This window comes from Vibrio hippocampi, from assembly GCF_921292975.1.
GTDB lineage: Bacteria > Pseudomonadota > Gammaproteobacteria > Enterobacterales > Vibrionaceae > Vibrio > Vibrio hippocampi.
The window spans coordinates 1,738,050-1,760,771 of record NZ_CAKLCM010000002.1; the positions used below are offsets into that span (position 1 = coordinate 1,738,050).

The following is a 22,722-nucleotide window of genomic DNA, read 5'->3' on the forward strand; positions in this document are numbered from 1 at the left end:
CCCAATGGGTTAATGCAGCGCCACTATAGCATAGTAAACACTGCGCTCACCAACCTGAACCTCTACCTCATCGTCAAGTTGCTTATTATGCAGCTTTTTACCCAGTGGTGATTCCGGCGTTACGGTGGTGAGTGCAAATTGAGGCAGTTTTATCCCGCCAGCACAAGGCAACATCATAAACCGCTGTCGTTTGTCATTCTCATCTTCGACTTCAACGATACACGCAAGCGCAACCTTATCCATTGATTTTTCGCTATGAGCAACTAACTGTTCGAGCCTTTTAATGTCGGCATGTATTTGCTGCAATCGTACCGCCTGACCATGAGCAAGATATGACGCTTCCAGCGCCAGAGTGTCATATTTATGCTCTGGCACCGTCTGCTCATTGGTCGCCGCATCGACCGTTTGCGCCATCGCTGATTCAAGGGTTGTCACCTTGTCTTGCAATTGCGCGATCACAGCAGCAATAATTTCAGGCTTGTTCATCTTGTTCCTCAAACATACTCAATTGGCGGCTATTCTCTAACGGCTCTAACATAACATTCAAGCCCAACAGCCGAATTTCACGACCTTGTTGCCGTTCTAATACTTCCACTAACAGCTGTTTAAAGTAATCAAGCTCTAATCGGTTATGGACGTGTTCTATAGTGGTCTGTTTAAAATCGGAAAACTTAACCTTTATACCTTGTTTTATCACATTGCGCTTCGGCTTAGCCGTACTGAGTCGCCGCTCAAGTTCAGGGTATAACTTGTCCTCAATCACCTGCCAGCATTCTTGATACTGCTTAATATTGTGGGTAAACGTCCTTTCTACACCAATAGATTTGCGTTCTCGCTCGACCACAACTTCGCGGGCATCAATGCCATGGCTTTTATTCCACAGTGACGCGCCAAGTCGCCCGAACTTCATTAACAGCGTTCGGTGATCACTGTTTCTGATATCTAAACAGGTATACAGGTTTGCCTTATGAAGCTTCTCTAAGCTGACTTTTCCCACCCCTGGGATCTTACCCAAATCCAATTCATCAATGACCGATTGAACTTGGCTCGGTGCCACTACGAACTGACCGTTGGGCTTGTTCATATCCGAGGCGATCTTGGCTAAGAACTTGAGCGGCGCAACGCCAGCAGAGGCGGTCAGGTGTAACTCGTTCCAGATGTCATGTCGAATCGCTTCGGCAATTAAGGTGGCAGAGTTTTGCAGTTGGGGACAATCGGTGACGTCCAGATACGCTTCATCGAGAGAAAGTGGCTCAATCAATGAGGTATAGCGGCGAAATATTTCGTGGATCTGTTTTGATACTTGCTTATAGACCGACATACGACCCGGTACTAACAGTAAATCAGGACACAACTTGAGTGCTTGACTGGTTGGCATAGCAGAGCGAATGCCGAATTTCCTTGCTTCATAATTACAGGTGCTAATCACCCCCCGCTGGCGCTGACTGCCGCCCACCGCTAATGGCTTTCCTTGATAGCTTGGGTTGTCCCGCATTTCCACAGCGGCGTAGAAGCAGTCCATATCAATATGGATAAATTTTCTCAACGTCTCAGACATAAGCATGAACCACTGTTTTTATATACAGTCAGTATACGGAAGTTTTTTCCGTCCACAAAGAAAAAACCAGCGCTCTTAGCTCAGAGCACTGGTTTTATCAGAATCCATTTGATCATAAACGGCTTTAAGCAATCCGGTCTTTGTCCCAAGCCGCCAATTTTTCGGCTCTAGCTTGCTCTCTTGCTTCGCGTTTTTTTCTGGCGTCACAAGGTTCTGGACAGTTACATACTTTATCAATGCCCATCGCACCCAAGCCGCCGCAACTGCCTTTGACCACTTTCTTCTGAAAGATGTAGCCGACTGACATCGCCGCAATGACTGCGAGAAAAATGCCAAAGGTAATTAAAAAGGTACTCATAAATTCAACTCACCCACTATTTATTTAAGTATGGCTTAAAGGCTTCGGATGTCCATTCGACAAAACCTTGCTCTGTTTTAACAATCATCAACATTGGGATGTTCATGCTGTTGGCAATCTCAATAGACGTTTCTTCCCCCAAGACCATAAAACCGGTAGCTAAGCCGTCTGCCGTCATGGATGAAGGATCTAAAACCGTCACTGACACCACCTTGTTTGAGATTGGCTTACCCGTTGACGGGTCAATAATGTGAGAATAGCGCACACCATCGGTTTCAAAATAGTTTCGATAGTCTCCTGATGTTGCCACCGCCATATCACCCGGTTCAATAATCTCTTGAACTTGGCGTGAATCCACATCCGGTTTTTCAATCGCAATGCGCCATTTTACTCCTTCACGATTTAAGCCCTTTAGACGGATCTCGCCGCCCACTTCTACCATATAGTCGTCAATACCGGCATCATTAAGATACTCCGCGATCACATCAACACCCCAGCCTTTGGCAATGGTGGAAAGGTCAACATACAAGCTGCGAAGATCTTTTCTAAGCGTATCTTCTGTGGCAGAAAGGTGTTCAATACCAATTTGAGCGAGGCGCTTATCCAACTCTTGCTGTGTCGGAATTTTATCAGGCCTTGCTTCTGGACCAAATCCCCACAAATTAACCAAAGGACCGACGGTGACATCCAACGCCCCTTTCGTCACTTGGTTGAGGCGAATCGCTTCTTTCACCACAATCGCCGTCTGCTTAGAGACTGGGAACGGCTCGGTTCCGTAGTAGCGATTAAAGCGACTTAACTCAGAATCTTGTCGGTAGGTCGACATCTGAGCATTGACTTGCTCAAGTAATTTGTTGACTTGTTCTTGAATCAGCTCGGGCTTCGGAGCACGGTCCGTCTCGATATATTTGATATTATACAGCGTGCCCATGGTCGGACCGCTCAAATGAATCTGCTCACGGGAATCACTGCAAGCGGTAAACATAAATACCGACACTAAACCTAATAAAATCAGCTTCACTCGGTTGGTTAGATGAAACATACCTTTACTCACCTATGGATAGGATTAACGGTTGGTTTTGAATACTGTTATTGTTCGAGAATTCAATACACAAAACAGACCGCTGTTCGTTCAAAATAATTCTACCTGTCAAAAATAACTATTCTACCAGGCAAAAATAACAATGGCTGACTCATCAGAGCCAGCCATTGTTTACTTATGAGCTTGGCTTAGCCACCAAAGTCATCAAGTAGGATGTTTTCATCCTCAACACCTAGATCTTTCAGCATGCCGATAACCGCTGCGTTCATCATAGGTGGACCACACATGTAGTACTCACAATCTTCTGGCGCTTCATGGTCCTTCAGGTAGTTCTCATAAATAACGTTATGAATAAAACCTGTGTAACCATCCCAGTTATCCTCTGGTGAAGGATCGGATAGCGCAACGTGCCATTGGAAGTTGTCGTTTTCTGCTTGTAGACCGTCAAAGTCTTCCACATAAAACATTTCACGCTTCGAACGAGCACCATACCAGAAAGACATCTTACGCGTAGATTTCAAACGCTTCAGTTGGTCGAAGATATGAGAGCGCATCGGTGCCATACCCGCACCACCGCCAATGAAGACCATTTCATTATCGGTTTCTTTAGCGAAGAACTCACCAAATGGACCTGAAATCGTACACTTATCACCCTCTTTCAGCGACCAGATAAACGAAGACATGATACCTGGTGGGACATCTGGGTTATTAGGCGGCGGCGTAGCGATACGCACGTTCAGCATAATAATCCCTTCCTCTTCTGGATAGTTCGCCATTGAGTAAGCACGGATAGTCTCTTCATTGACCGTCGACTCGTAACGGAACAGGTTAAATTTGTCCCAGTCCTCACGATACTCTTCCGGTACATCGAATTCTGAGTACTTCACATGGTGAGCTGGCGCTTCAATTTGAATATAACCACCCGCACGGAATGGTACCGATTCGCCATCAGGGATCTGCAGCTTAAGCTCTTTGATGAAGGTCGCTTTGTTATCATTAGAGATAACGCTGCATTCCCACTTCTTAACGCCAAAGATCTCTTCAGGAAGCTCGATGTCCATGTCGGTTTTCATATTCACCTGACAGGCCAAACGCTCGCCTTCTCTTGCCTCACCTTTTGAGATGTGGTCAAGCTCAGTTGGCAAAATATCACCGCCACCTGATTTTACTTTTACACGACACTGACCACATGAGCCACCGCCACCACAAGCTGAAGAAACGAATACGCCCGCTCCAGCGAGGGCACTTAGCAGCTTGCCGCCAGGTTGAGTGACGATCGCTTTGTCCGCATCGCCATTCACTGAGATTGTGATGTCACCTGTTGGTACTAGCTTAGACTTGGCGAATAAAATCACCAGCACTAACGCTAGAACAATCAGTGTAAACATCACTACACCTAGGATAATGTCCATTGACTATTCCTTATACCTTACAGTTGAACACCAGAGAAAGACATGAAGCCCAGCGCCATCAAACCGACCGTGATAAACGTGATACCAAGACCACGAAGACCCGGAGGGACATCTGAATACTTCATCTTCTCACGGATACCCGCTAACGCAACGATAGCCAGCATCCAACCCACACCAGAGCCAAAGCCATAAACCACAGACTCAGCAAAGTTATAATCACGCTGTACCATGAAAGATACGCCACCGAAGATCGCACAGTTAACCGTGATTAGCGGCAGGAAGATACCCAGTGCGTTGTATAGTGGTGGGAAGAAACGGTCTAACACCATCTCTAGGATCTGTACCAAAGCAGCGATAACACCGATGAAGGTGATAAAGTTAAGAAAGCTTAAGTCAACACCAGCAACCAATGCGTTTTCTTTCAACACTAGGTTATAAAGCAGGTTGTTCACAGGTACCGCAACCGTCAGCACCACGATAACGGCAACACCAAGACCAAATGAGGTCTTCACTTTCTTAGATACCGCCAAAAACGTACACATACCTAAGAAGAAAGAGAGCGCCAAGTTTTCGATGAAAATCGACTTAACCAGTAGACTAATATAATGTTCCATGACTACCTTACTCCTTCGCTTCTACTTGTTCTGGTTTAAAGATACGAATAACCCAGATCAGGAAGCCGATCAGGAAGAACGCAGACGGAGCAAGTAGCATCATACCGTTTGGCTGATACCAACCGCCATTACTGACTAACGGCAATACTTCCATACCAAATAGCTTGCCTGAGCCAAATAGCTCACGGAAGAAACCGACAGTAATCAGAACAAAACCATAACCAAGACCGTTACCAATACCATCAATCAATGATGGTAGAGGCTCAGACTTCATTGCGAAAGCTTCCGCACGACCCATTACGATACAGTTAGTAATGATAAGACCCACGAATACCGAAAGCTGTTTTGAAATATCATACAGATACGCTTTCAATATTTGGTCTACCACGATTACCAATGACGCGATGATCGCCATTTGAACGATAATACGCACACTGTTTGGGATATGGTTGCGAATGAGAGATACAAAGAAGTTAGACAGTGCGGTTACAAAAATAACCGCCAGAGTCATAACGAACGCTGTCTCTAGTTTAGTGGTCACTGCCAGTGCAGAACAAACACCCAGAACCTGCAAAGCGATTGGGTTATTGTCTAATACTGGAGCAACTAGGCTCTTTTTCACATCTTGAGCAGACATTAGTTTAGACCTCCATTACGAACTTTCGCTAGGAATGGACCAAAGCCCATATCACCCAACCAGAAGTCGAATGTTCCTTGTACACCATTACCGGTTAGGGTTGCACCTGACAGACCATCTACGCCATGCTCAGAGCCAGCAGGAGCGCCACCTTTAACCACTTTAATCGCTGGTTTGAAGTTTTCGTCGTACAGTTTTTTACCTTCGAACTGCGCACGCCAAGCTGGGTTTTCTACTTCACCACCCAATCCTGGAGTCTCACCTTGTTCGTAGTAGGTAATACCATTCACGGTATTACCGTCTGTTTGTACCGCCACAAACGCATACATCATAGACCAAAGACCCGTACCGTGAACGGGCAAAATAATGCTGCTCACTTTGCCGTCTTGCTTCACTAGGTAAACCGTACCTACGTTAGCGCGGCGAATGATTTTTGCTTTGTCTTGATCCGCGCTTAGGCGTATCGACTCTGCCGGATCTTTTGCAGCTTTACGTTGATCGTAACTGTTTGCATCACCGTCAACGAACTCACCAGTGTCAAAATCAACAAGACGAGGTTCAATGTACTGCTGGTAAAGCTCAGCGACTGAACCTTCAGCGTTAATACCGGCAACGTCGACGATTTTCGACTGCTTATCTAATACGGCATTCGCCACTTGTTTGTCACGCAAACCGACCGCGGCTAGCGATACGATAACTGAACATACTAAGCTCAGTGCGATAACAACAAACAGCGTCTTTTTAATGCTATCGTTATTACTTGCCATATCGTGCTTGTCTCCGTTTGATGTTCTTTTCAACTACAAAGTGGTCAAATAGAGGGGCGAATAAGTTAGCAAACAGAATCGCTAGCATCATGCCCTCTGGGTAAGCTGGGTTAACGACGCGAATCATCACACACATAGCACCGATTAAGATACCGTATGCCCATTTACCGTTATTTGTGAACGAGGCAGATACTGGGTCTGTTGCCATAAAGAACATACCAAATGCAAAACCACCCAGAACAAGGTGCCAATGCCAAGGCATGCTAAACAATGCGTTAGTGTCTGAACCAATCACATTGAACAGTGTCGCGACCGAAACCATACCAATCATCACACCAGCGATAATACGCCAAGATGCAATACCCATATAAACAATGAGCGCCGCACCGATGATAAGCATCAGTGTCGAGACTTCACCGATAGAGCCTGGGATATTACCAATGAACGCATCCATCCAAGTGATCGTTTGACCCGTGATGTTGTTCATTAGTGCGCCTTCGCCGCCTTGAGCCCATTGGCTCAGCGCCGTCGCACCTGAGTAACCGTCAGCCGCAACCCATACTACGTCACCCGAGATTTGCGCTGGGTAAGCGAAGAATAGGAACGCACGACCTGCTAAGGCAGGGTTCAGGAAGTTACGACCTGTACCACCAAAAATTTCTTTAGCAACGACCACACCAAAGGTAATACCGAGTGCCGCTTGCCACAGAGGGAGGGTTGGTGGAACAATCAAAGCAAACAGGATAGAGGTAACAAAAAAACCTTCGTTCACTTCGTGTTTGCGTACCATACAGAACAGCACTTCCCAGAAGCCACCGACGATAAACACGGTTGCGTAGATCGGTAGGAAGAAGGTCGCGCCCAAGAGCATCTTACTGCCCCAGCCTGCGTCAGCACCTAAGCTGCCGCCAAGCATTTGAGTCAACCAGTAGTGCCAGTTGCCATCAATCATGGTGGCGAGTTCTGCGCCCGAATACAGGTGGTTTAGACCCATAATCGCTTGGTTACCTGCGTTATACATACCCCAGAACATGGCTGGGAATACCGCAAACCAAACCATAATCATGATACGTTTCAAATCAACACTATCACGTACGTGGGCACTACGTTTTGTCACTAGACCTGGTGTATAGAAGAGAGTGGCTGCTGCTTCATACAGAGCGAACCATCTTTCATGTTTACCACCTGGTTCGAAATGATGCTCGATATCTTCAAGAAACTTCTTAAGCATGGAATTACCCTTCCTTCTCTATCTTGTCTAGGCACTCACGTAGGAGTTCACCGTATTCGTATTTACCTGGACAAACAAAGGTACATAACGCCAAATCTTCTTCATCTAGCTCTAACGCACCAAGACGCTGAGCGCTGTCTAAATCACCAGCACACAGATCACGCAGCAGTAATGTTGGTTCCATATCAAGTGGTAGTACTTTTTCGTAATTACCGATTGGCACCATTGCACGGTCACTGCCGTTGGTGGTCGTCGTCATGTTGAATAGTTGGCTCTTGAAAAGGTGTCCAAGGAATGTACGGGTAACAGAGAACTTGTTTTTACCTGGCATCGCCCAACCAAACAGCTCTTTATCACGACCTTCGCGTAATACCGAGACTTGGTTATGGTAGCGACCTAGATAAGCATTTGCGCCCGCAACTTGTATTCCTGACAGCACTGATCCAGAGATCATACGTACTTCACCCGGCATCAACTCACTATCCGTCAGTTGCTCCAAGCTCGCACCAAGTTGGGTACGGATCAGGCGAGGGTTATTCACAACGGGACCCGCGAGAGAAACAACACGATCAGTGTATAGCTGACCTGTGGTAAACAGCTTACCAATCGCTATCACATCTTGATAATTGATGCTCCAAGCAACGTTCTCAATGCTAACTGGATACAGATGGTGCATGTGGGTTCCCACGAGACCAGCTGGGTGTGGACCATTGAATACGTGTTCTTCAACATTTGACTGAGTTGAGCAAGGTAGACTAGAACCTTTCTTACAAACAAAAACCTTCTCAGAAGTAAGCTTCGAGAGAAGATCAATACCAGAAACAAAGGCTTCTTTTTGCTCGTTGATGATTAACTCAGCATCCGCTGCCAGTGGATTAGTATCCATCGCCGTCACGAAGATCGCTTGAGTTGTTGAATCAATTGCCGGAACCTTGCTGAACGGTCGAGTTCGCAGAGCTGTCCACATACCGGACTTCACTAGTTGGTCAACGATCACTTGACGATCTAGATTGACTAGTTGTTCCGCTGTGTAGCTATCGAATTGCTCTTGGTCATCGCCCTGAACTTCAACCACTACAGATTGAAGTACACGCTTTGCACCACGGTTAACTTCGATAACCTTACCGCTTGCTGGAGAAGTAAAGACAACACCCGGATTCTTTTTGTCTTCAAAAAGGATCTGACCTTTCTTTACTTCATCATCAACGCGAACATGCATCGTTGGACGCATACCCACGTACTCTTCGCCAAGCAAGGCGACTTTAGTGATGGACTTACCATCATTAATCACCTGGGATGGAGTTCCTGCGATAGGTAAATCCAAACCCTTCTTTATTGTAATCATACGCGCTTGCACTACTTTTATCGGGAAAAAAGATTCTCATTATTGCGTAACATATAGACACCGCTTTAGTGTCTGGGTTCTAGTTGGAAACCAACCAAAACAGCAACATTGCTATAACAACCTCGTCATAGAATCACTGCGAGATTTTACTGGTGCAGTAGTGTAGCATTAATCGCAAACACGATGCCATGATGAATCATGGCTACAAGCTAATAAAATCAGCGGTTTTGGTCAAAAACTATCGGTTAATCCTCATAATTTTGACTTATCGCACACAGATTGCTTCTCTCGATTCTCAGTTAGGTTGTGCTTCTATTAACAAAATGACACAGCTTTTATTATTTCAAATACATAACAAAATTTGTTGAAATGCTGTTAAGCCTTTAGTGGTAGAACAACTGGAGACTAGCGTTTATGTTAATCCCCTATTATTACGCTTTTACACACTTAGCTTTTACATGCTTAGCTTTTACGTACATTAGCTTTTACATACTTAGCTGAGCAAAATTCAAACAAACGTCGAAAGTATAGGACTATTTGCCGCCACCCGCACAGTTTGGGCTATTCGGTGCTAATTGATTTTGCTCGGTCCATTCTTGCGGAGTATAGGTATGGATCGCCAACGCATGCACCGCGCCCGCCAGTTCTTCTGCCAAGGCACTATTTACCTGTCGATGCCTAGCGATCAACCGAGTATTCTCGAATTTTTCACTGACGACGACAACCTTAAAGTGGCTTTCAGATCCTGCGGGTACATTGTGCATATAGCTTTCGTTGCGAACATCTAGAAATGTGGGACTCAAAGCGAGATGAAGTTTCTCTTCAATGACATTTTGAATCATAGGGCTTCCTTTGAAATATCAGCTAACTCCTTTGCTACTTTTGCCTGCAACGAACAGAAAGTCGTTGCTCGTCGGTAGCGTTGAGAGTTTTTATCATTATTAATACGGCTCTAATAAAGCAAGTATATACTTTACTAAGTCATTTTTCTCGTACTATTTTTCGCGGTTGTTGGCTAAAACCGTTACTTTTTGCCAAAATACAGCCGATACCCACCATAAAACTTCATTATGAACACTGATTTAACTGTTTTTGAGCGTACGTTAACCCTACATCGGTTCCCAAAATTGCCCAATGAGACACTGCAAGCTTGGGATGCGGGGGACGAGTACTTGATTCGCCACATAGAAGATCAACAACTGTCCGATAACCAAAATATTCTTATTCTCAATGATCACTTTGGGGCTTTGAGCTGTTGGTTTTCACTCAAGCATCACGTCACCGCTTTAAGTGACTCCTTTGTTGCTCAGCAAGGTGCCAAAGCAAACTTAGCGCACAATCAATGCCATGATGTCACACTATTAAAGTCAACCGCCCCTTGGCCAGAGAAGCCTGACTTAATCCTGATGCAGATACCTCGTAACAACCGTTACTTGAGCTGGCAACTAGATAGCATTCGCCATCTTTACGGTTCAGGCTGTCCTGTCATCGCGGTAAACAAAGCCAAAGAGATCCATACCTCGACATTAAAACTGTTTGAAAAGTACCTCGGAACGACAACCACCTCACTTGCATGGAAAAAACATCGCTTGGTCTTTTCGCAAGCAGACTGTTCACAAGCGGGCGATGATGCGATATCTGATGCAACAGAATCTGATGCAATAGAAGCGGCAAAGATAGATCCATACACCCGTTGGTCAGTAGATGATCACGGCTTAACGCTAGCCAATCTACCGAATGTCTACTCTGGTGAAAGTCTCGATCTGGGGGCTAGACTGTTGTTGCAACACCTACCGAGTGACGATAGGTATCAACAGATCCTCGATCTTGGTTGCGGTAACGGTGTTCTGTCTCTCAAACTGATGCAGCTTAATCCACAAGCACACGTTACCAGCGTCGATGAGAGCTATATGGCGGTGAAGTCGGTGCAAACTAATGTCGAGCTCAACCAGCTTGACCCTGCGCATCTCAACGCCGTTGCCAACAACTGTTTGGATAATTTTGAGGCTGACAGCCAAGACCTCGTTGTCTGTAATCCTCCTTTCCACCAACAGCAAGCCATTACCGACCATATCGCATGGCAAATGTTCTGTGATGCAAAGCAAGTTCTACGCTCAAAAGGCGAATTATTGGTGATCGGCAACCGCCACCTCGGCTACGATAAAAAATTATCACGATTATTTGGTCGTTCTGGTGTAAAACTAGTCGCATCTAATGCCAAATTTGTTATTTTACAAGCAATAAAGTAAATCTATAGTATCTAAAGACCAGCTCAATCAATTGTGTCGCTTGATAACTGGGTAGAGAATGAAAAAGGAACGATCAATGAAAAAGCTATTTCTAGCCGCTTCCGTTGTATTACTTGCAGCGTGTGCTAGCCCGCAGAAAGAACAGATAAACTTCATACCAACAGCCGCCACTAGTGCAGCAAAAATGGTTGAAGGCAAATCTATCTCACTATCAAGCCAAGACGTTCGAGCAGCGCAGTATGTTGCCCTACTTGATAATGGTCGCAATACCATCACGCCAGTCCACACTCGCCAAAACGTGCGAATTGGGATCGAAAATGCCTTGGTGAACCAGTTTAGCTCTCAAGGTTATCAAGTCACCGTTAACAGCGCGAATAGCCTAAAAGTAGTGATTCAAGAAGCCCTTGTCTCGGTCAAACATTCCGTGATGGCCAACGACATGAATTCGTCTGTTGTGGTTGAACTCACCGCAGAGAACGCAAAAGGCAAGCTGATTAAGAAGTACACCGCAACCGCATCACGTAGCGGCATGATGAGTGCTTCCAACAGTGATATCGAACTCGTGTTTAACGATACTGTTAACAAACTGCTAGAAGAGATCGCTAACGATACGGAACTGCAACTGTACATGAAGGAGCGTTTCTAATGCTTAAGCATCTCGTCGCAACCTTGGCTCTCTTCACCAGTGTGGTGTTTGCCGGTCCTAAAGTCAGCGTAGAAACCACCTTGGGTTCATTTGTTATCGAGCTTAACCAAGAGCAAGCGCCTATTACCGTGGATAACTTCCTACGCTATGTCGATGATGGCAGCTATGTCGGTTCACAGTTTCATCGTGTGATTGATGGCTTTATGGCGCAGGGTGGCGGCTTTGACGCAGAACTGAATCGCCTGCCTACCTATGCTTCAATCAAAAACGAAGCCGATAACGGCTTAGTCAATGACGCTGCTACTATCGCGATGGCGCGTACCAATGACCCAGATTCAGCATCTCGTCAGTTTTTTATTAACTTAGTGAACAACAGCTTCCTGAATTACAGCGTCAGAAATCCGGGATATGCGGTGTTTGGTAAAGTGACGGAAGGTTTTGATGTGGTTCAACAGATGGCAGAGAAGCCAACAGCCCGAAAAAACCGAATGCAGGATGTCCCTGTCACGCCTATCGTTATCACCAAGATGGAACGAATACAGTAATAACTCATCCAAAGGGGAGTTCAACTCCCCTTTTTAGTCTCTATCGCTAGCTACACTAAGGACTCTGCGTGCAACAAGAACACACATGGTTAGATACCATCAAAAGCTATTGGGATAAACGGCTACTTTGGGTATTTATGCTCGGCTGTTCCAGCGGTTTCCCTTGGGTACTCATTGGCTCAAATATGTCCGGCTGGCTCAAAGATGCAGGATTGACCAGAGCCGCCATTGGCTACTTTGGCTCTGTTTTTGTTGTCTACGCGATCAACTTTTTATGGGCACCTTTAGTAGACCGACTCAAGCTTCCAATCTTGTATCAACGCCTTGGTCAAAGGCGCAGTTGGGTGTTCCTCTGTCAATCGATCATGTTAGTACTCACTCTCATGATTGCTGGCGTCAACCCTGCCAATAGTTTACTGCTTACCTCCCTGTTGGCTCTGGGCATTGCTATCGCCTCTTCGACCCAAGATATTGCCATTGATGCTTTTAGGATCGATACCTTTCCAAAATCTGAATCCAGTAAGCTGCCTCAAGCGTCTGCAATGGCGGTGATTGGTTGGTGGACCGGCTATTCACTGCCCGGCTATCTGGCCTTTGTTAATGCTGACGCTATCGGTTGGAATGGCGTTTATTACGGCATGGCGGCAATCGTGGTGTTATTGATGCTGTTTACCCTTTTTGTTGGTGAACCAAAAAATAACCGTGAACAGTTACAACAACAAGCAGCGCAAAGACATGCCAAGGTGGTTGGTAGCGGCACACTTAACTGGCTTTCCGTAACCGTGGTTGAACCGTTTCTCGACTTCTTTCGACGCAATGGAACCCGTGTTGCCATCACGTTGTTGTTGTTTGTGTTCCTATTCAAGATTGGCGAAGCCTTTTTGGGTCGGATGTCGATTCCATTCTATAAAGAGATTGGCTTTAGCAACGAGCAGATCGGTTACTACTCCAAACTGATCGGTTGGGGTGCGACGATGGCCTTTACCCTGATCGGCAGTATGTTTAATGTTCGTTTCGGCATTGTACGTGGCTTAATGATGGGCGGCATCGCGATGAGCGCCAGCAATCTTATGTTTGCATGGATAGCGAAATCAGGACCCAATGAATCGCTCTTTTTGGCAGCGATTCTCGTCGATAACTTTACCACCGCGTTCTCGACGGTGGCCTTTGTGTCTTTCTTAACCTTATTAACCGGACAAGCTTTCTCAGCGACGCAATACGCCTTGCTGGCGTCATTAGGCAATCTTGGTCGAACGACGCTGGCTTCATTCAGTGGTGAGTTGGTTGATTATCTCAATGATTGGAGTTTGTTCTTTATCATCACTTCTATCATGGTCATTCCAAGCTTGATTATGCTCTACTCGCTACGCCACTATTTTAATGACCTGTTGGATAAAGCGAAGTCACAGCGGGATGATGAATAGATTGGTTGGTTGATGGATTGATAGACAAACAGCCATAACCTTGAGGTTATGGCTGTTTTGTTTCTAGGGAGTAACGTCCTTGTATAACCGATTTTCGGGTCACTGGTTGCACTCCTTTGCTTAAATGCCATTTCTAAACCGTTATTCGCTTTGACCGTCTTTCCTAACCGTTTAACCGTCTTCCGCTTTAATCGTCTTTCCTGCGGAGGCAGGAATCTACTCAAGTTAGGCACACGCTTCCAGTAGGTCCCTGCCTTCGCCGGGATGACGTGCTTATATATCGAATGGCGCGTTGATACTCAGGAGTACGCATCAAATAGCTAAGGATACATCCCCTTGCCAAACATATTGAACACTCTTGCCACGCCTTGGGTAAACACCATTGGCTGAGTCAATATCGACAAGCACAAGCAGTCTTGCTGTTCGCTGGTACAGGGCGAGTGTTCAGTTTCCCCGTTCTCGTGAACAAAATCACCGACGCCATATTCACCGCTTTCATCGCTAAAACTGCCGTGCAGCACCAATGTTGATTCGTCACCTTTGTGCGTGTGTTGCGGTACTTTTACACCGGGCGTGATGTATAGGAAACTCACTCGATGGGTTTCATCAATATCTATCGCCGAGGTAAACACCTTACCGCCATAGCTTTTCCATTCGCCCATTCTGCCGACGAGTGGCGCAAGGGAAGAGGGAACATCGAATTGTTTGCCATTCACTGACAGCTTCACGGGCATTCGCTTTCTTGGCGATGAATAATCAACGTCCAAAGACATGATGTCTTGTAACATGTTCTCTAACACCAACTCAGCGTCTTGCTCGGAACTCAATTCAACCTGAGGTTGTGACAGCTGGCTTGCTAACTGCTCTTCGAGTAACGCCACCTTTTCCGCACATTGACGGCAATGCTGAATATGGGTCGCCACTGCCACACCATACGCGCTATCAATCTCACCCGAAGCATAGGCCTCAAGCAGTGTATCTTCTGGATGTCTTGCCATTAGTTCGCCTCCATTGAGAGTCTGAGCTTTTCTACTGCTAGCCTTAACCGCGACTTCACCGTGCCGAGGGGAATATCAAACATCTCAGCGACCTGTTGATGGGGCAATTCTTCGAGATAAACCGCCTTGACGACGTCTCTCTGAGCCTTGGGTAGATAATCTAGAAATTCAATAATCTGTTGCTTTAATCGGTCTGTTTCTGGTGAATAATGCTCAACAAAATCTGGCGGGCAGTAATCCGTGGGCCAGATATCATCGGCATGAACGTGCAGCTCTTTGCCCCGCTGCTTGCGAAGCATGTCGAAACAGAGATTCCGGGCGATAGTAAATATCCAAGTCGACAGCGAACTCTTGCTGCCATCAAACAGATGCGCTTTTTGCCACACCGTCGTCATGGTTTCCTGAACCATCTCTACAGCAACCTGCTCATTACCCACATGCTTGTAGGTAAACTGTCTGAGACGTGGCGAAAAGTAACGGAAAACTTGAGCAAAGGACGCTTTATCACGCGCCTTAATTCTTTCCATACATTCTGCCCATTCTTGCTTGGTCAGAGCCTGTGAACTGCTGACTTCCATAGCATGCTCCTATTGCACAAAGACTGAATATGTCACGCCAATGTGCTCATTAAACGGTGTCTGGTAGCGACCAGAATTGAACCTTGTGTTCGTTATATAAGTTTGTTCATTACTAAATTTAGTACGTTGTATAAGTTTAGATGGATCACTTTCATTAATGCTTGGTTTTCGGTATCGAGTCACTGGCATGAAAGGCAGAGTTCAGGAATTCGACCGCCGCTCGACAATCTTGCTGACTCACCAACAGTTCAAAGTGTTCACACTCTATCGGTAGCATCTCAAGCCAACGTTGGCTGACCCATGCAGCATCATCAAAAAATCGGTGGCTATACAACTCGCCCATCTCAGGAAACTCTTCAAACACTTGTTGCAAACGGTGCTGTAGATCCAAATGGTTCTGTTGCAACTGCGAGGGTGCCCAGTTTTCAAGCCAATCAACATTTGCGATACGCAAACCGTCTTGTTCGAGTTTCACATCTCGGATGTTGAATTTTTGCATCCCTGTAACGGTAATACCCAACATTCCGTCTGGCAGAGTTTCAAAATCAATAATGCTGACCAGCGTTCCCACCGACGACACATTTTTCGGTATTCCATGCCCGTTGTTGCTGATTAGACACACGCCAAAGCCGGTATTGTTTTTCAAACAAGCCGTCACCATTCGTTTGTATCTCGGCTCAAATATCCTGAGCCTCATTCTGCCCTCCGGCAACACTACCGAACTTAACGGAAATAACATTAACTCCGACATTCTATTCCCCTAATTCCGTTCATTCACTGATTATTGTTTACGACTTTTCATCTAGGTCGATCAATGCAACCAGTCAAATACTCCTTCTAAAACGCGTCAAAAATAACATCCATTAACCAGCGTGCGTAATTTGAGAGAAAGATCATAAAGTTCAATTGAAAAATCATTTATGTGATCTAGATCACTATGAATTGCAAACGTTTGCGGGATGTGACATTTACATTGCGACATAAAACGTTATTATGCCTATCCAACGAACGGAGCTGCTCAAAAAGCAATCCATTTATTGAAACAAAGCATATAAAGAGTTCATACATCATGCGTAAATCACTTTTAGCTCTTAGCCTACTAGCGGCTACTTCTGCTCCAGTTATCGCGGCTGACTACTCAGACGGCGACATCCATAAAAACGATAGTAAATTCCTTCAGTTCAACATCATGCACACCATCAATGAAAAGCCTGGTAATGCTGATCACACCTACCTAGAAATGGAATTTGGTGGTCGTTCTGGAATTTTCGATCTTTACGGCTACATCGATGTATTTGATTTAACGAACTCTGACAGCAGCGACAAATCTGGTTCTGACCAGCTTTTTGTTAAGTTCGCACCACGCATGTCTCTTGACGCACTAACAGGCAAGGATTTCTCATTCGGTCCTGTTCAAGAGCTTTACGTAGCTAACTACACGGTTATTGACGGTGGCGCTAAAATTCAAGTTGAAGACCCAGAAAACGCTGGCGAATATTTACTAGATAAAGAGCCTGGTTATCAATCAATGATCGGTCTAGGTTCTGACGTTCTTGTTCCATGGTTTGGTAAAATGCAGTTCAACCTATACGCGAACTACGATATCAAGCAAAAAGACTGGAACGGTTATCAGTTCTCTACTAACTGGTTCAAGCCTTTCTACTTCCTAGACAACGGTACTTTCATTTCTTACCAAGGCTACCTTGATTACCAATTCGGTATGAAAGATGAGTACAGCTCAGCGAGCCACGGTGGTGCAATGTTCAACGGTATCTACTGGCACTCTGACCAGTTTGCGCTGGGTTACGGTCTAAAACTATACTCTGACGTATACGGCATCAAAGATAGCGACGCATTTGAATCTTCTGGTGCTGGTCACTACTTCGCAGCAACTTACAAGTTCTAATCGAACCTAAAAAGTTTTCAAAAATGGCGCTAATAAGCGCCATTTTTATTGGCTTTCCGTTACTCTATCGTTATCCTTGCTGACAACTTTGCTTGCTCGGATATTGCGCGTGAATATCACTATTCTTGGTCCCGGAGCCATTGGCTCACTTTGGGCACATAAACTCGCCAACGCGGGTCATAACGTCTCTCTCTGGGGACGGGACTCTTCAGAAACACTCCGCTTACAACTCGATGATACATCGCCGCAAACCTTTGCAAACCGTGATCCTAACTCCTTAGTGGACTGCGACCTGTTGTTAGTGACACTGAAAGCTTGGCAAGTGCTGCCTGCCCTTGAGTCGCTCAAATCTCAGATAAATCAAGATACCATCCTTGTTCTGATGCACAACGGTATGGGAACCGCACAACCGGTATGTGATCACTTTGCCAGCAATCCCGTTGTGATCGCCACTACAACCCATGGCGCTTTCAAACCCAATAAGTACCAAGTGCAACATACGGGTCAGGGGATGACTCAACTGGGCGGGATGAACAAAGCGGGACAACAGTGTCATTTTCTGCAAGCCGTTCTCGATCATGCTTTACCGGAAGTCCGTTGGAACGACAATATTCAAGCGGTGCTTTGGAACAAACTCGCCGTCAACTGCGCCATCAATCCATTGACAGCAATAGAACAATGCCAAAACGGTGAATTGGCTCGACCGCCATTTCAGGCGATTATCGAACCGATCGTTCTCGAAATCGTTAAGGTAATGCAAGCCGAAGGCATCGCGACCGATTTTCAAACGCTGCTGGCAACGGTGAATCAAGTCATCAGTCACACCGCGACCAATTTTTCTTCCATGCGGCAAGATGTTTACCACCAGCGTAAAACAGAGATAGACTTTATCAACGGCTATCTGATCTCGGTCGCCAAGCAACATCACCTTGCCACGCCAGAAAACAGTAAGCTTTATCAAGCAATCAAACAGATTGAACAAGGATGGATAACATCATGACTAAAAAGATTCTCGTCCCTATCGCCCCCGGTACCGAAGAGATGGAAGCGATCACCATTATTGACGTCATGGTGCGCGCTGGGTTTGACGTCACCGTCGCCAGTGCCGACTTCGATGGCGAACTGACGATGAAAGCATCACGGGGTGTTACCCTGACTGCCGATTGCAAGTTAGTGGATGTGGCTGACGAAGAGTTTGATGTTATCGCTCTGCCGGGTGGCGTCGGCGGTGCTGAAATATTCAGAGACAGTACGCTATTGGTTGAAATGATCCGCCAGCACAAATATGAATCAAAATGGTTAGCAGCCATTTGTGCCGCGCCCGCTTTGGTATTGCAAACGCACCAACTCTATCCTCAGGCACTCATGACAGGTCACCCCAGCTTTAAATCCCATATTCCAGCCGATCTTTGGCGCGACAAACGCGTGACTATCGATATTAATCACAAGTTGATTACTAGCCAAGGTCCGGGCAGTGCGCTTGAGTTTGCCATTGAAATTATTATTGCTCTATGCGGAAAAGAAAAAGCGTGGCAAGTGGCAGAGCCTATGGTGACCTTGCCCACCTTGCACTATCACAAAATGGGAAAACAACATGATTGATTTTGCCGCTATTCGAGCACAGTTTCCCGCGGTTCAAGACGACATTTGCTATCTAGATAGCGCAGCGACGACGCAAAAACCGCAAGTGGTGATAGACACAATATCGGCTTATTACAGCAAACAAAACGCCAATGTTCACCGCGGCAGTCACTCTTTGACGGCAGGGGCAACCGAACGTTTTGAGGCGGCTCGCCACACCGTGGCGCAGTTTATTAATGCGGGCTCAAGCAAAGAAATCATCTGGACTCGTGGCGCAACCGAAGCACTTAACCTGATTGCGCAAACCTATGCCCGCAACAACCTTAAAGCGGGTGATGAAATCTTGGTATCAGAGATGGAGCATCACGCCAATATTGTCCCTTGGCAAATCGTCGCAGAGCAGACCGGCGCTCACATCGTCAAACTGCCAATGCGCTCTGATTGCACCTTAGACTTAGCAGCGCTTGAAGCTAAGTTATCGGCGAACACCAAGCTGGTTGCCTTGGCGCAAGTGACCAATGTCACTGGCACTGAGATCCCACTAGACATCATTATTCCCTTAGTGCGTGCCAAGACCAATGCGGTTGTTGTGGTCGATGGCGCTCAGGGCATTGTTCATCATAAGGTGGACGTGCAGACGCTTGATGCGGATTTTTATGTCTTCTCTGGGCATAAATTGTATGCGCCTGTGGGGATCGGCGTACTCTATGGCAAACTCGATTTACTACAGGCGATGCCCCCTTGGCATGGCGGTGGCAAGATGGTGGAAAAAGTGAGTTTTAGCGGCACCACCTTTTCTGAGCTACCGGGTAAGTTTGAAGCCGGCACTCCCAATGTCGCAGGGGCATTGGCGCTTGCTTGCGCTATCGACTGGCTTGAGCAGTTTGATCGTCAACAGTTAGAACAGCATATTATTGGTCTACAACACCAAGCCTATCTGGCGTTACAACAGATCGATGATATACGTGTGATCGGTTATCAGGAGGGAGCTAGCGTGATCTCTTTTGTGATGGATGGCGTGCATCACCAAGACATCGCCACACTGTTGGATCAGCAAAATGTCGCACTGCGTTCAGGGAATCATTGCGCGCATCCACTGATGGATGCATTAGGTATCGCCGGCACCGTCAGAGCCTCATTTGCCGTGTATAACAACCAAGACGATGTGGTCAAATTGATAGAAGCGGTTAAAAAAGCAGTCGATATGCTGTAACAGAACATTGATACCTGCGTTCAAGGTATCAATGATCTACAAAGGAGTGGTTCTACAGAGGAATAGGGCTACGGAGGAACGGGGTTACAAAGGCTTTTTTTATAAAGAACCCGTTTTACAAAAAAATGGTCTTACCCACGAATGGGTTATTTTGCGTTTTTCGCTTGAGACTGGACCGTCTCCACTATCGCTTTTAAACCATTGCCGCGGGTTGGCGACAGGTGGTTGATTAATTGTAAGGTGTCAAAATAGCCGTCAATATCAAATTCCAAAATCTGTTGCGAGGTTTTACCCTCATATGCGGCCAATACAATCGCTATCAAACCACGCACAATACGCGCATCGGAATCGGCTTTAATATGCCAGCATCCATCGACTAACTCAGTGAGCAACCAAACCGAGCTTTCGCAGCCCGAGACCGTAAATTCATTGTGCTTAAACTCCGCGTCCAATTGAGGGAGTTGTTTACCCCATTGAATCACCTGACGATAGCGGTCTTCCCACCCTTTGAAGCTCGCCATGGTCTGAGTAACTGTCTCTGCGGTGATCTCATAACCGAATGGATGTTGTTTGTCTGGCATAAACGACCTACTTCTGACTGTATTTTTGAATCAATTTTTCCACAATACGAGAAACCGCTACAAAGCCAAAGCTGGCGGTCACCACCGTTGCTGCACCAAAACCACTGGCACAATCCATACGCTTTGGACCCTCTGCCGTGGCTTTAACACCGCAAACTGACCCATCCGCTTGTGGGTATTGCAACTGCTCCGTCGAGAATACGCAGTCAATACCAAACTTACGCGCAGGGTTTTTACTAAAGTTATGATGACGTCGCAGGGTATCTTTGAGCTTTTTCGCTAACGGGTCTTGAATCGTCTTAGTGAGATCAGCAATCTTAATTTGGGTTGGATCAGTCTGTCCGCCCGCACCGCCTGTGGTGATCACTTTGATCTTATTGCTACGGCAGTAAGCCAGCAACGCCGCTTTGGGCTTTATGCTGTCAATGGCGTCCAACACATAATCAAACTCTTTTGAGATATAGTCGGACACATTGTCTGGCGTGATAAAGTCATCAATTAAGTTAACCTGACACTCAGGGTTAATCAGCTTGACGCGCTCCGCCATGACTTCAATTTTACTCTGACCAACCGTACCAGACATGGCATGGATTTGACGATTGATATTGGTGACACAAACGTCATCCATATCGATCAAGGTCAACTCTCCAATACCTGTACGTGCCAGTGCTTCCACAGCCCAAGAACCCACACCGCCGATACCCACAACGCAGACATGTGCCGCGCGCAAAATATCAACTTCATTACTTCCGTATAAACGTCTCGTCCCACCAAATCGCTGGTCATAGCTCTCGGAAGCAGGCTGGTTAAGATGTTTCATGTGAGTACCTAGCTAAAAAAGAAAGAGTGCGATTTATACGCACTCTTTTTAAAAAGATCAACACCTCTACCGGCTCTAAGGCATAATCCACGGGTCTTGGGTTGGCGAGTTCTCTAAACCTAGCTTCCAGACTCGACCAAAATGCTTGTAGTGACCCGCTTGCGTCCCCGCAAACTCTCCCATGCCATGGTAGAGATCGAAGTGATTGCCTTTCACTGCACCACCAGTATCGAGCACAATCAATAAACGTAATTCATGAGTACCGCTCCAAGATCCATCCGCATTTAGCAGCGGTACTTCCGCCAAAATAGGTGTCCCCATCGGGAACAAACTTCTATCTCCCGCCACTGATGCCATTGGCAGTAATGGAATACCTGCCGATCCTGTCACCGGTGCCGCTTGCTTAGGCTGGAAAAACACAAACGATGGGTTTTCCTCTAACAGAGCTTGTACCGTCATGGGATCTTGTTGCATTACCCACTGCTTGATCGCCTTAAGCGACATCTTTTCTTTAGGTACTTCACCGCGCTCAATTAACACCTTGCCGATGCTGACATACGCCTTGTTGTTTTTTCCGGCATAGGCGAAATATTCTAAGCTGTCATCATCACCAAAATGAACAAAGCCACTGCCCTGCACTTCCATAATAAACGGATCGATAAGGTTGGCAGCGTAGCCTAACTCTAACCCTTGCCCAACCAATGCTCCATCATAAATTTGTGCTCGTGTCGGGCAGTTACTAGTGCACTGGGGAAGACCATAGACAGGATAACGATATTCTCCGTCAGGCTGATGGCGCAACTCAAGCACTGGCGAGAAGTAACCGGTAAACAGCACATTGCCTTTGCTATCTCCACCGCCTAACTGAGCCGCTTGAACACCATAATTAGCCAGCTGGCTTGGATCGCCACTATTGACCACCCAAGCTTGCAACTGCTCATAAAGGGGTTGATAGGTTTTTGCCATTGATGGGGAACGCTGCAAAACCTCATGAGCCTGCCCAGCAAACGCGTTTAAGTTTCTCGGTTGATTCGATGCAATCTGCTCAGCTTTATTTAATGGCTGAGAAAATTCTTCCCCAAGATACTGCTGAGCCCGTTCATTACCACTGTGTTCAGTACCACTATTTTGGGCACAGCCCGCCATAAGTAACACAGCCACAATGGGCAAAATTGGTTTCATGTTTGTTGTTCTCCCTGTATCAAGATCGGGGTAGC

Annotated in this window: 25 protein-coding genes; 8 read left to right on the forward strand and 17 right to left on the reverse strand. The window is 46.2% G+C overall.

Going from position 1 to position 22,722, the window contains the following annotated elements; translation table 11 throughout:
* Positions 1-9: 9 nt before the first annotated feature.
* The 11 genes from L9Q39_RS10210 to bolA all read right to left on the reverse strand — a co-directional run bounded on the left by L9Q39_RS10210 (position 10) and on the right by bolA (position 9,806).
* A complete protein-coding gene (locus tag L9Q39_RS10210) occupies positions 10-486 on the reverse strand; it encodes a GreA/GreB family elongation factor (RefSeq protein WP_237484963.1) in 477 nt (158 codons plus the stop codon).
* On the reverse strand, positions 473-1,558 hold the full coding sequence (gene dinB / locus L9Q39_RS10215; RefSeq protein WP_237484964.1) for a DNA polymerase IV: 1,086 nt from the start codon (positions 1,556-1,558) through the stop codon (positions 473-475). Before dinB ends, L9Q39_RS10210 begins: the two co-directional genes overlap by 14 nt.
* Positions 1,559-1,682: 124 nt before the next feature.
* A complete protein-coding gene (gene nqrM, locus L9Q39_RS10220; RefSeq protein ID WP_237484965.1) occupies positions 1,683-1,916 on the reverse strand; it encodes a (Na+)-NQR maturation NqrM in 234 nt (77 codons plus the stop codon).
* A gap of 16 nt (positions 1,917-1,932) precedes the next feature.
* Positions 1,933-2,901 carry an FAD:protein FMN transferase gene (locus tag L9Q39_RS10225; protein WP_237485553.1) on the reverse strand — a complete coding sequence of 323 codons (969 nt, stop codon included), beginning with the start codon at positions 2,899-2,901 and terminating at the stop codon, positions 1,933-1,935.
* A 245-nt stretch (positions 2,902-3,146) separates the two neighbouring features.
* Positions 3,147-4,370, reverse strand: a complete 1,224-nt coding sequence (nqrF, locus tag L9Q39_RS10230) for an NADH:ubiquinone reductase (Na(+)-transporting) subunit F (protein WP_237484966.1) — start codon at positions 4,368-4,370, stop codon at positions 3,147-3,149.
* 17 nt (positions 4,371-4,387) lie between these two features.
* On the reverse strand, positions 4,388-4,984 hold the full coding sequence (nqrE, locus tag L9Q39_RS10235; protein WP_006075182.1) for an NADH:ubiquinone reductase (Na(+)-transporting) subunit E: 597 nt from the start codon (positions 4,982-4,984) through the stop codon (positions 4,388-4,390).
* Positions 4,985-4,991: 7 nt separating this feature from the next.
* The gene (locus L9Q39_RS10240; RefSeq protein WP_237484967.1) at positions 4,992-5,621 is read right to left on the reverse strand and encodes an NADH:ubiquinone reductase (Na(+)-transporting) subunit D; all 630 of its coding nucleotides are present in this window, start codon (positions 5,619-5,621) and stop codon (positions 4,992-4,994) included.
* Entirely contained in the window at positions 5,621-6,388 is a 768-nt protein-coding gene (locus L9Q39_RS10245; RefSeq protein WP_237484968.1) for a Na(+)-translocating NADH-quinone reductase subunit C, read from the reverse strand. Before L9Q39_RS10245 ends, L9Q39_RS10240 begins: the two co-directional genes overlap by 1 nt.
* A complete protein-coding gene (locus L9Q39_RS10250; RefSeq protein ID WP_237484969.1) occupies positions 6,378-7,619 on the reverse strand; it encodes an NADH:ubiquinone reductase (Na(+)-transporting) subunit B in 1,242 nt (413 codons plus the stop codon). Before L9Q39_RS10250 ends, L9Q39_RS10245 begins: the two co-directional genes overlap by 11 nt.
* Positions 7,620-7,623: 4 nt before the next feature.
* Positions 7,624-8,964, reverse strand: a complete 1,341-nt coding sequence (locus L9Q39_RS10255) for a Na(+)-translocating NADH-quinone reductase subunit A (protein WP_237484970.1) — start codon at positions 8,962-8,964, stop codon at positions 7,624-7,626.
* A 533-nt stretch (positions 8,965-9,497) separates the two neighbouring features.
* Positions 9,498-9,806, reverse strand: coding sequence for a transcriptional regulator BolA (gene bolA, locus L9Q39_RS10260; RefSeq protein ID WP_237484971.1), 309 nt, complete (start codon positions 9,804-9,806; stop codon positions 9,498-9,500).
* Between the two features lie 228 nt (positions 9,807-10,034).
* Here bolA and L9Q39_RS10265 point away from each other — a divergent pair, with 228 nt between their 5' ends.
* The 4 genes from L9Q39_RS10265 (at position 10,035) to L9Q39_RS10280 (ending at position 13,828) form a co-directional block, all read left to right on the forward strand.
* Positions 10,035-11,213 carry a methyltransferase gene (locus L9Q39_RS10265; RefSeq protein WP_237484972.1) on the forward strand — a complete coding sequence of 393 codons (1,179 nt, stop codon included), beginning with the start codon at positions 10,035-10,037 and terminating at the stop codon, positions 11,211-11,213.
* A gap of 76 nt (positions 11,214-11,289) precedes the next feature.
* Positions 11,290-11,859, forward strand: coding sequence for a YajG family lipoprotein (locus L9Q39_RS10270; RefSeq protein ID WP_237484973.1), 570 nt, complete (start codon positions 11,290-11,292; stop codon positions 11,857-11,859).
* The gene (locus tag L9Q39_RS10275) at positions 11,859-12,404 is read left to right on the forward strand and encodes a peptidylprolyl isomerase (protein ID WP_237484974.1); all 546 of its coding nucleotides are present in this window, start codon (positions 11,859-11,861) and stop codon (positions 12,402-12,404) included. Before L9Q39_RS10270 ends, L9Q39_RS10275 begins: the two co-directional genes overlap by 1 nt.
* A gap of 68 nt (positions 12,405-12,472) precedes the next feature.
* Complete coding sequence (locus L9Q39_RS10280) at positions 12,473-13,828, forward strand: AmpG family muropeptide MFS transporter (RefSeq protein WP_237484975.1); 1,356 nt, start codon at positions 12,473-12,475, stop codon at positions 13,826-13,828.
* A 320-nt stretch (positions 13,829-14,148) separates the two neighbouring features.
* Here the strand turns inward: L9Q39_RS10280 and L9Q39_RS10285 are convergent, their stop codons facing one another.
* The 3 genes from L9Q39_RS10285 to L9Q39_RS10295 all read right to left on the reverse strand — a co-directional run bounded on the left by L9Q39_RS10285 (position 14,149) and on the right by L9Q39_RS10295 (position 16,155).
* The gene (locus L9Q39_RS10285) at positions 14,149-14,826 is read right to left on the reverse strand and encodes a ChrR family anti-sigma-E factor (protein ID WP_237484976.1); all 678 of its coding nucleotides are present in this window, start codon (positions 14,824-14,826) and stop codon (positions 14,149-14,151) included.
* Positions 14,826-15,404 carry an RNA polymerase sigma factor gene (locus tag L9Q39_RS10290; RefSeq protein WP_237484977.1) on the reverse strand — a complete coding sequence of 193 codons (579 nt, stop codon included), beginning with the start codon at positions 15,402-15,404 and terminating at the stop codon, positions 14,826-14,828. The genes L9Q39_RS10285 and L9Q39_RS10290 overlap by 1 nt, the downstream gene beginning before the upstream one ends.
* Before the next feature lie 154 nt (positions 15,405-15,558).
* Complete coding sequence (locus L9Q39_RS10295) at positions 15,559-16,155, reverse strand: LON peptidase substrate-binding domain-containing protein (protein WP_237484978.1); 597 nt, start codon at positions 16,153-16,155, stop codon at positions 15,559-15,561.
* A 318-nt stretch (positions 16,156-16,473) separates the two neighbouring features.
* Here L9Q39_RS10295 and L9Q39_RS10300 point away from each other — a divergent pair, with 318 nt between their 5' ends.
* From L9Q39_RS10300 to csdA, 4 genes are all read left to right on the forward strand, one after another.
* Positions 16,474-17,310 carry a nucleoside-specific channel-forming Tsx family protein gene (locus L9Q39_RS10300; protein WP_237484979.1) on the forward strand — a complete coding sequence of 279 codons (837 nt, stop codon included), beginning with the start codon at positions 16,474-16,476 and terminating at the stop codon, positions 17,308-17,310.
* A 109-nt stretch (positions 17,311-17,419) separates the two neighbouring features.
* Positions 17,420-18,310, forward strand: a complete 891-nt coding sequence (gene panE / locus L9Q39_RS10305; RefSeq protein ID WP_237484980.1) for a 2-dehydropantoate 2-reductase — start codon at positions 17,420-17,422, stop codon at positions 18,308-18,310.
* Complete coding sequence (locus L9Q39_RS10310; protein WP_237484981.1) at positions 18,307-18,912, forward strand: DJ-1 family glyoxalase III; 606 nt, start codon at positions 18,307-18,309, stop codon at positions 18,910-18,912. The genes panE and L9Q39_RS10310 overlap by 4 nt, the downstream gene beginning before the upstream one ends.
* Positions 18,905-20,104 (forward strand): cysteine desulfurase CsdA, encoded by a 1,200-nt coding sequence (gene csdA / locus L9Q39_RS10315; protein WP_237484982.1) that lies wholly within the window; start codon positions 18,905-18,907, stop codon positions 20,102-20,104. The genes L9Q39_RS10310 and csdA overlap by 8 nt, the downstream gene beginning before the upstream one ends.
* 146 nt (positions 20,105-20,250) lie before the next feature.
* Here csdA and csdE read toward each other — a convergent pair whose 3' ends face one another.
* From csdE to mltA, 3 genes are all read right to left on the reverse strand, one after another.
* Complete coding sequence (gene csdE, locus L9Q39_RS10320; protein WP_237484983.1) at positions 20,251-20,685, reverse strand: cysteine desulfurase sulfur acceptor subunit CsdE; 435 nt, start codon at positions 20,683-20,685, stop codon at positions 20,251-20,253.
* A gap of 7 nt (positions 20,686-20,692) precedes the next feature.
* Entirely contained in the window at positions 20,693-21,505 is an 813-nt protein-coding gene (gene tcdA, locus L9Q39_RS10325) for a tRNA cyclic N6-threonylcarbamoyladenosine(37) synthase TcdA (RefSeq protein WP_237484984.1), read from the reverse strand.
* A 75-nt stretch (positions 21,506-21,580) separates the two neighbouring features.
* A complete protein-coding gene (gene mltA / locus L9Q39_RS10330; RefSeq protein WP_237484985.1) occupies positions 21,581-22,687 on the reverse strand; it encodes a murein transglycosylase A in 1,107 nt (368 codons plus the stop codon).
* Positions 22,688-22,722: the final 35 nt, after the last annotated feature.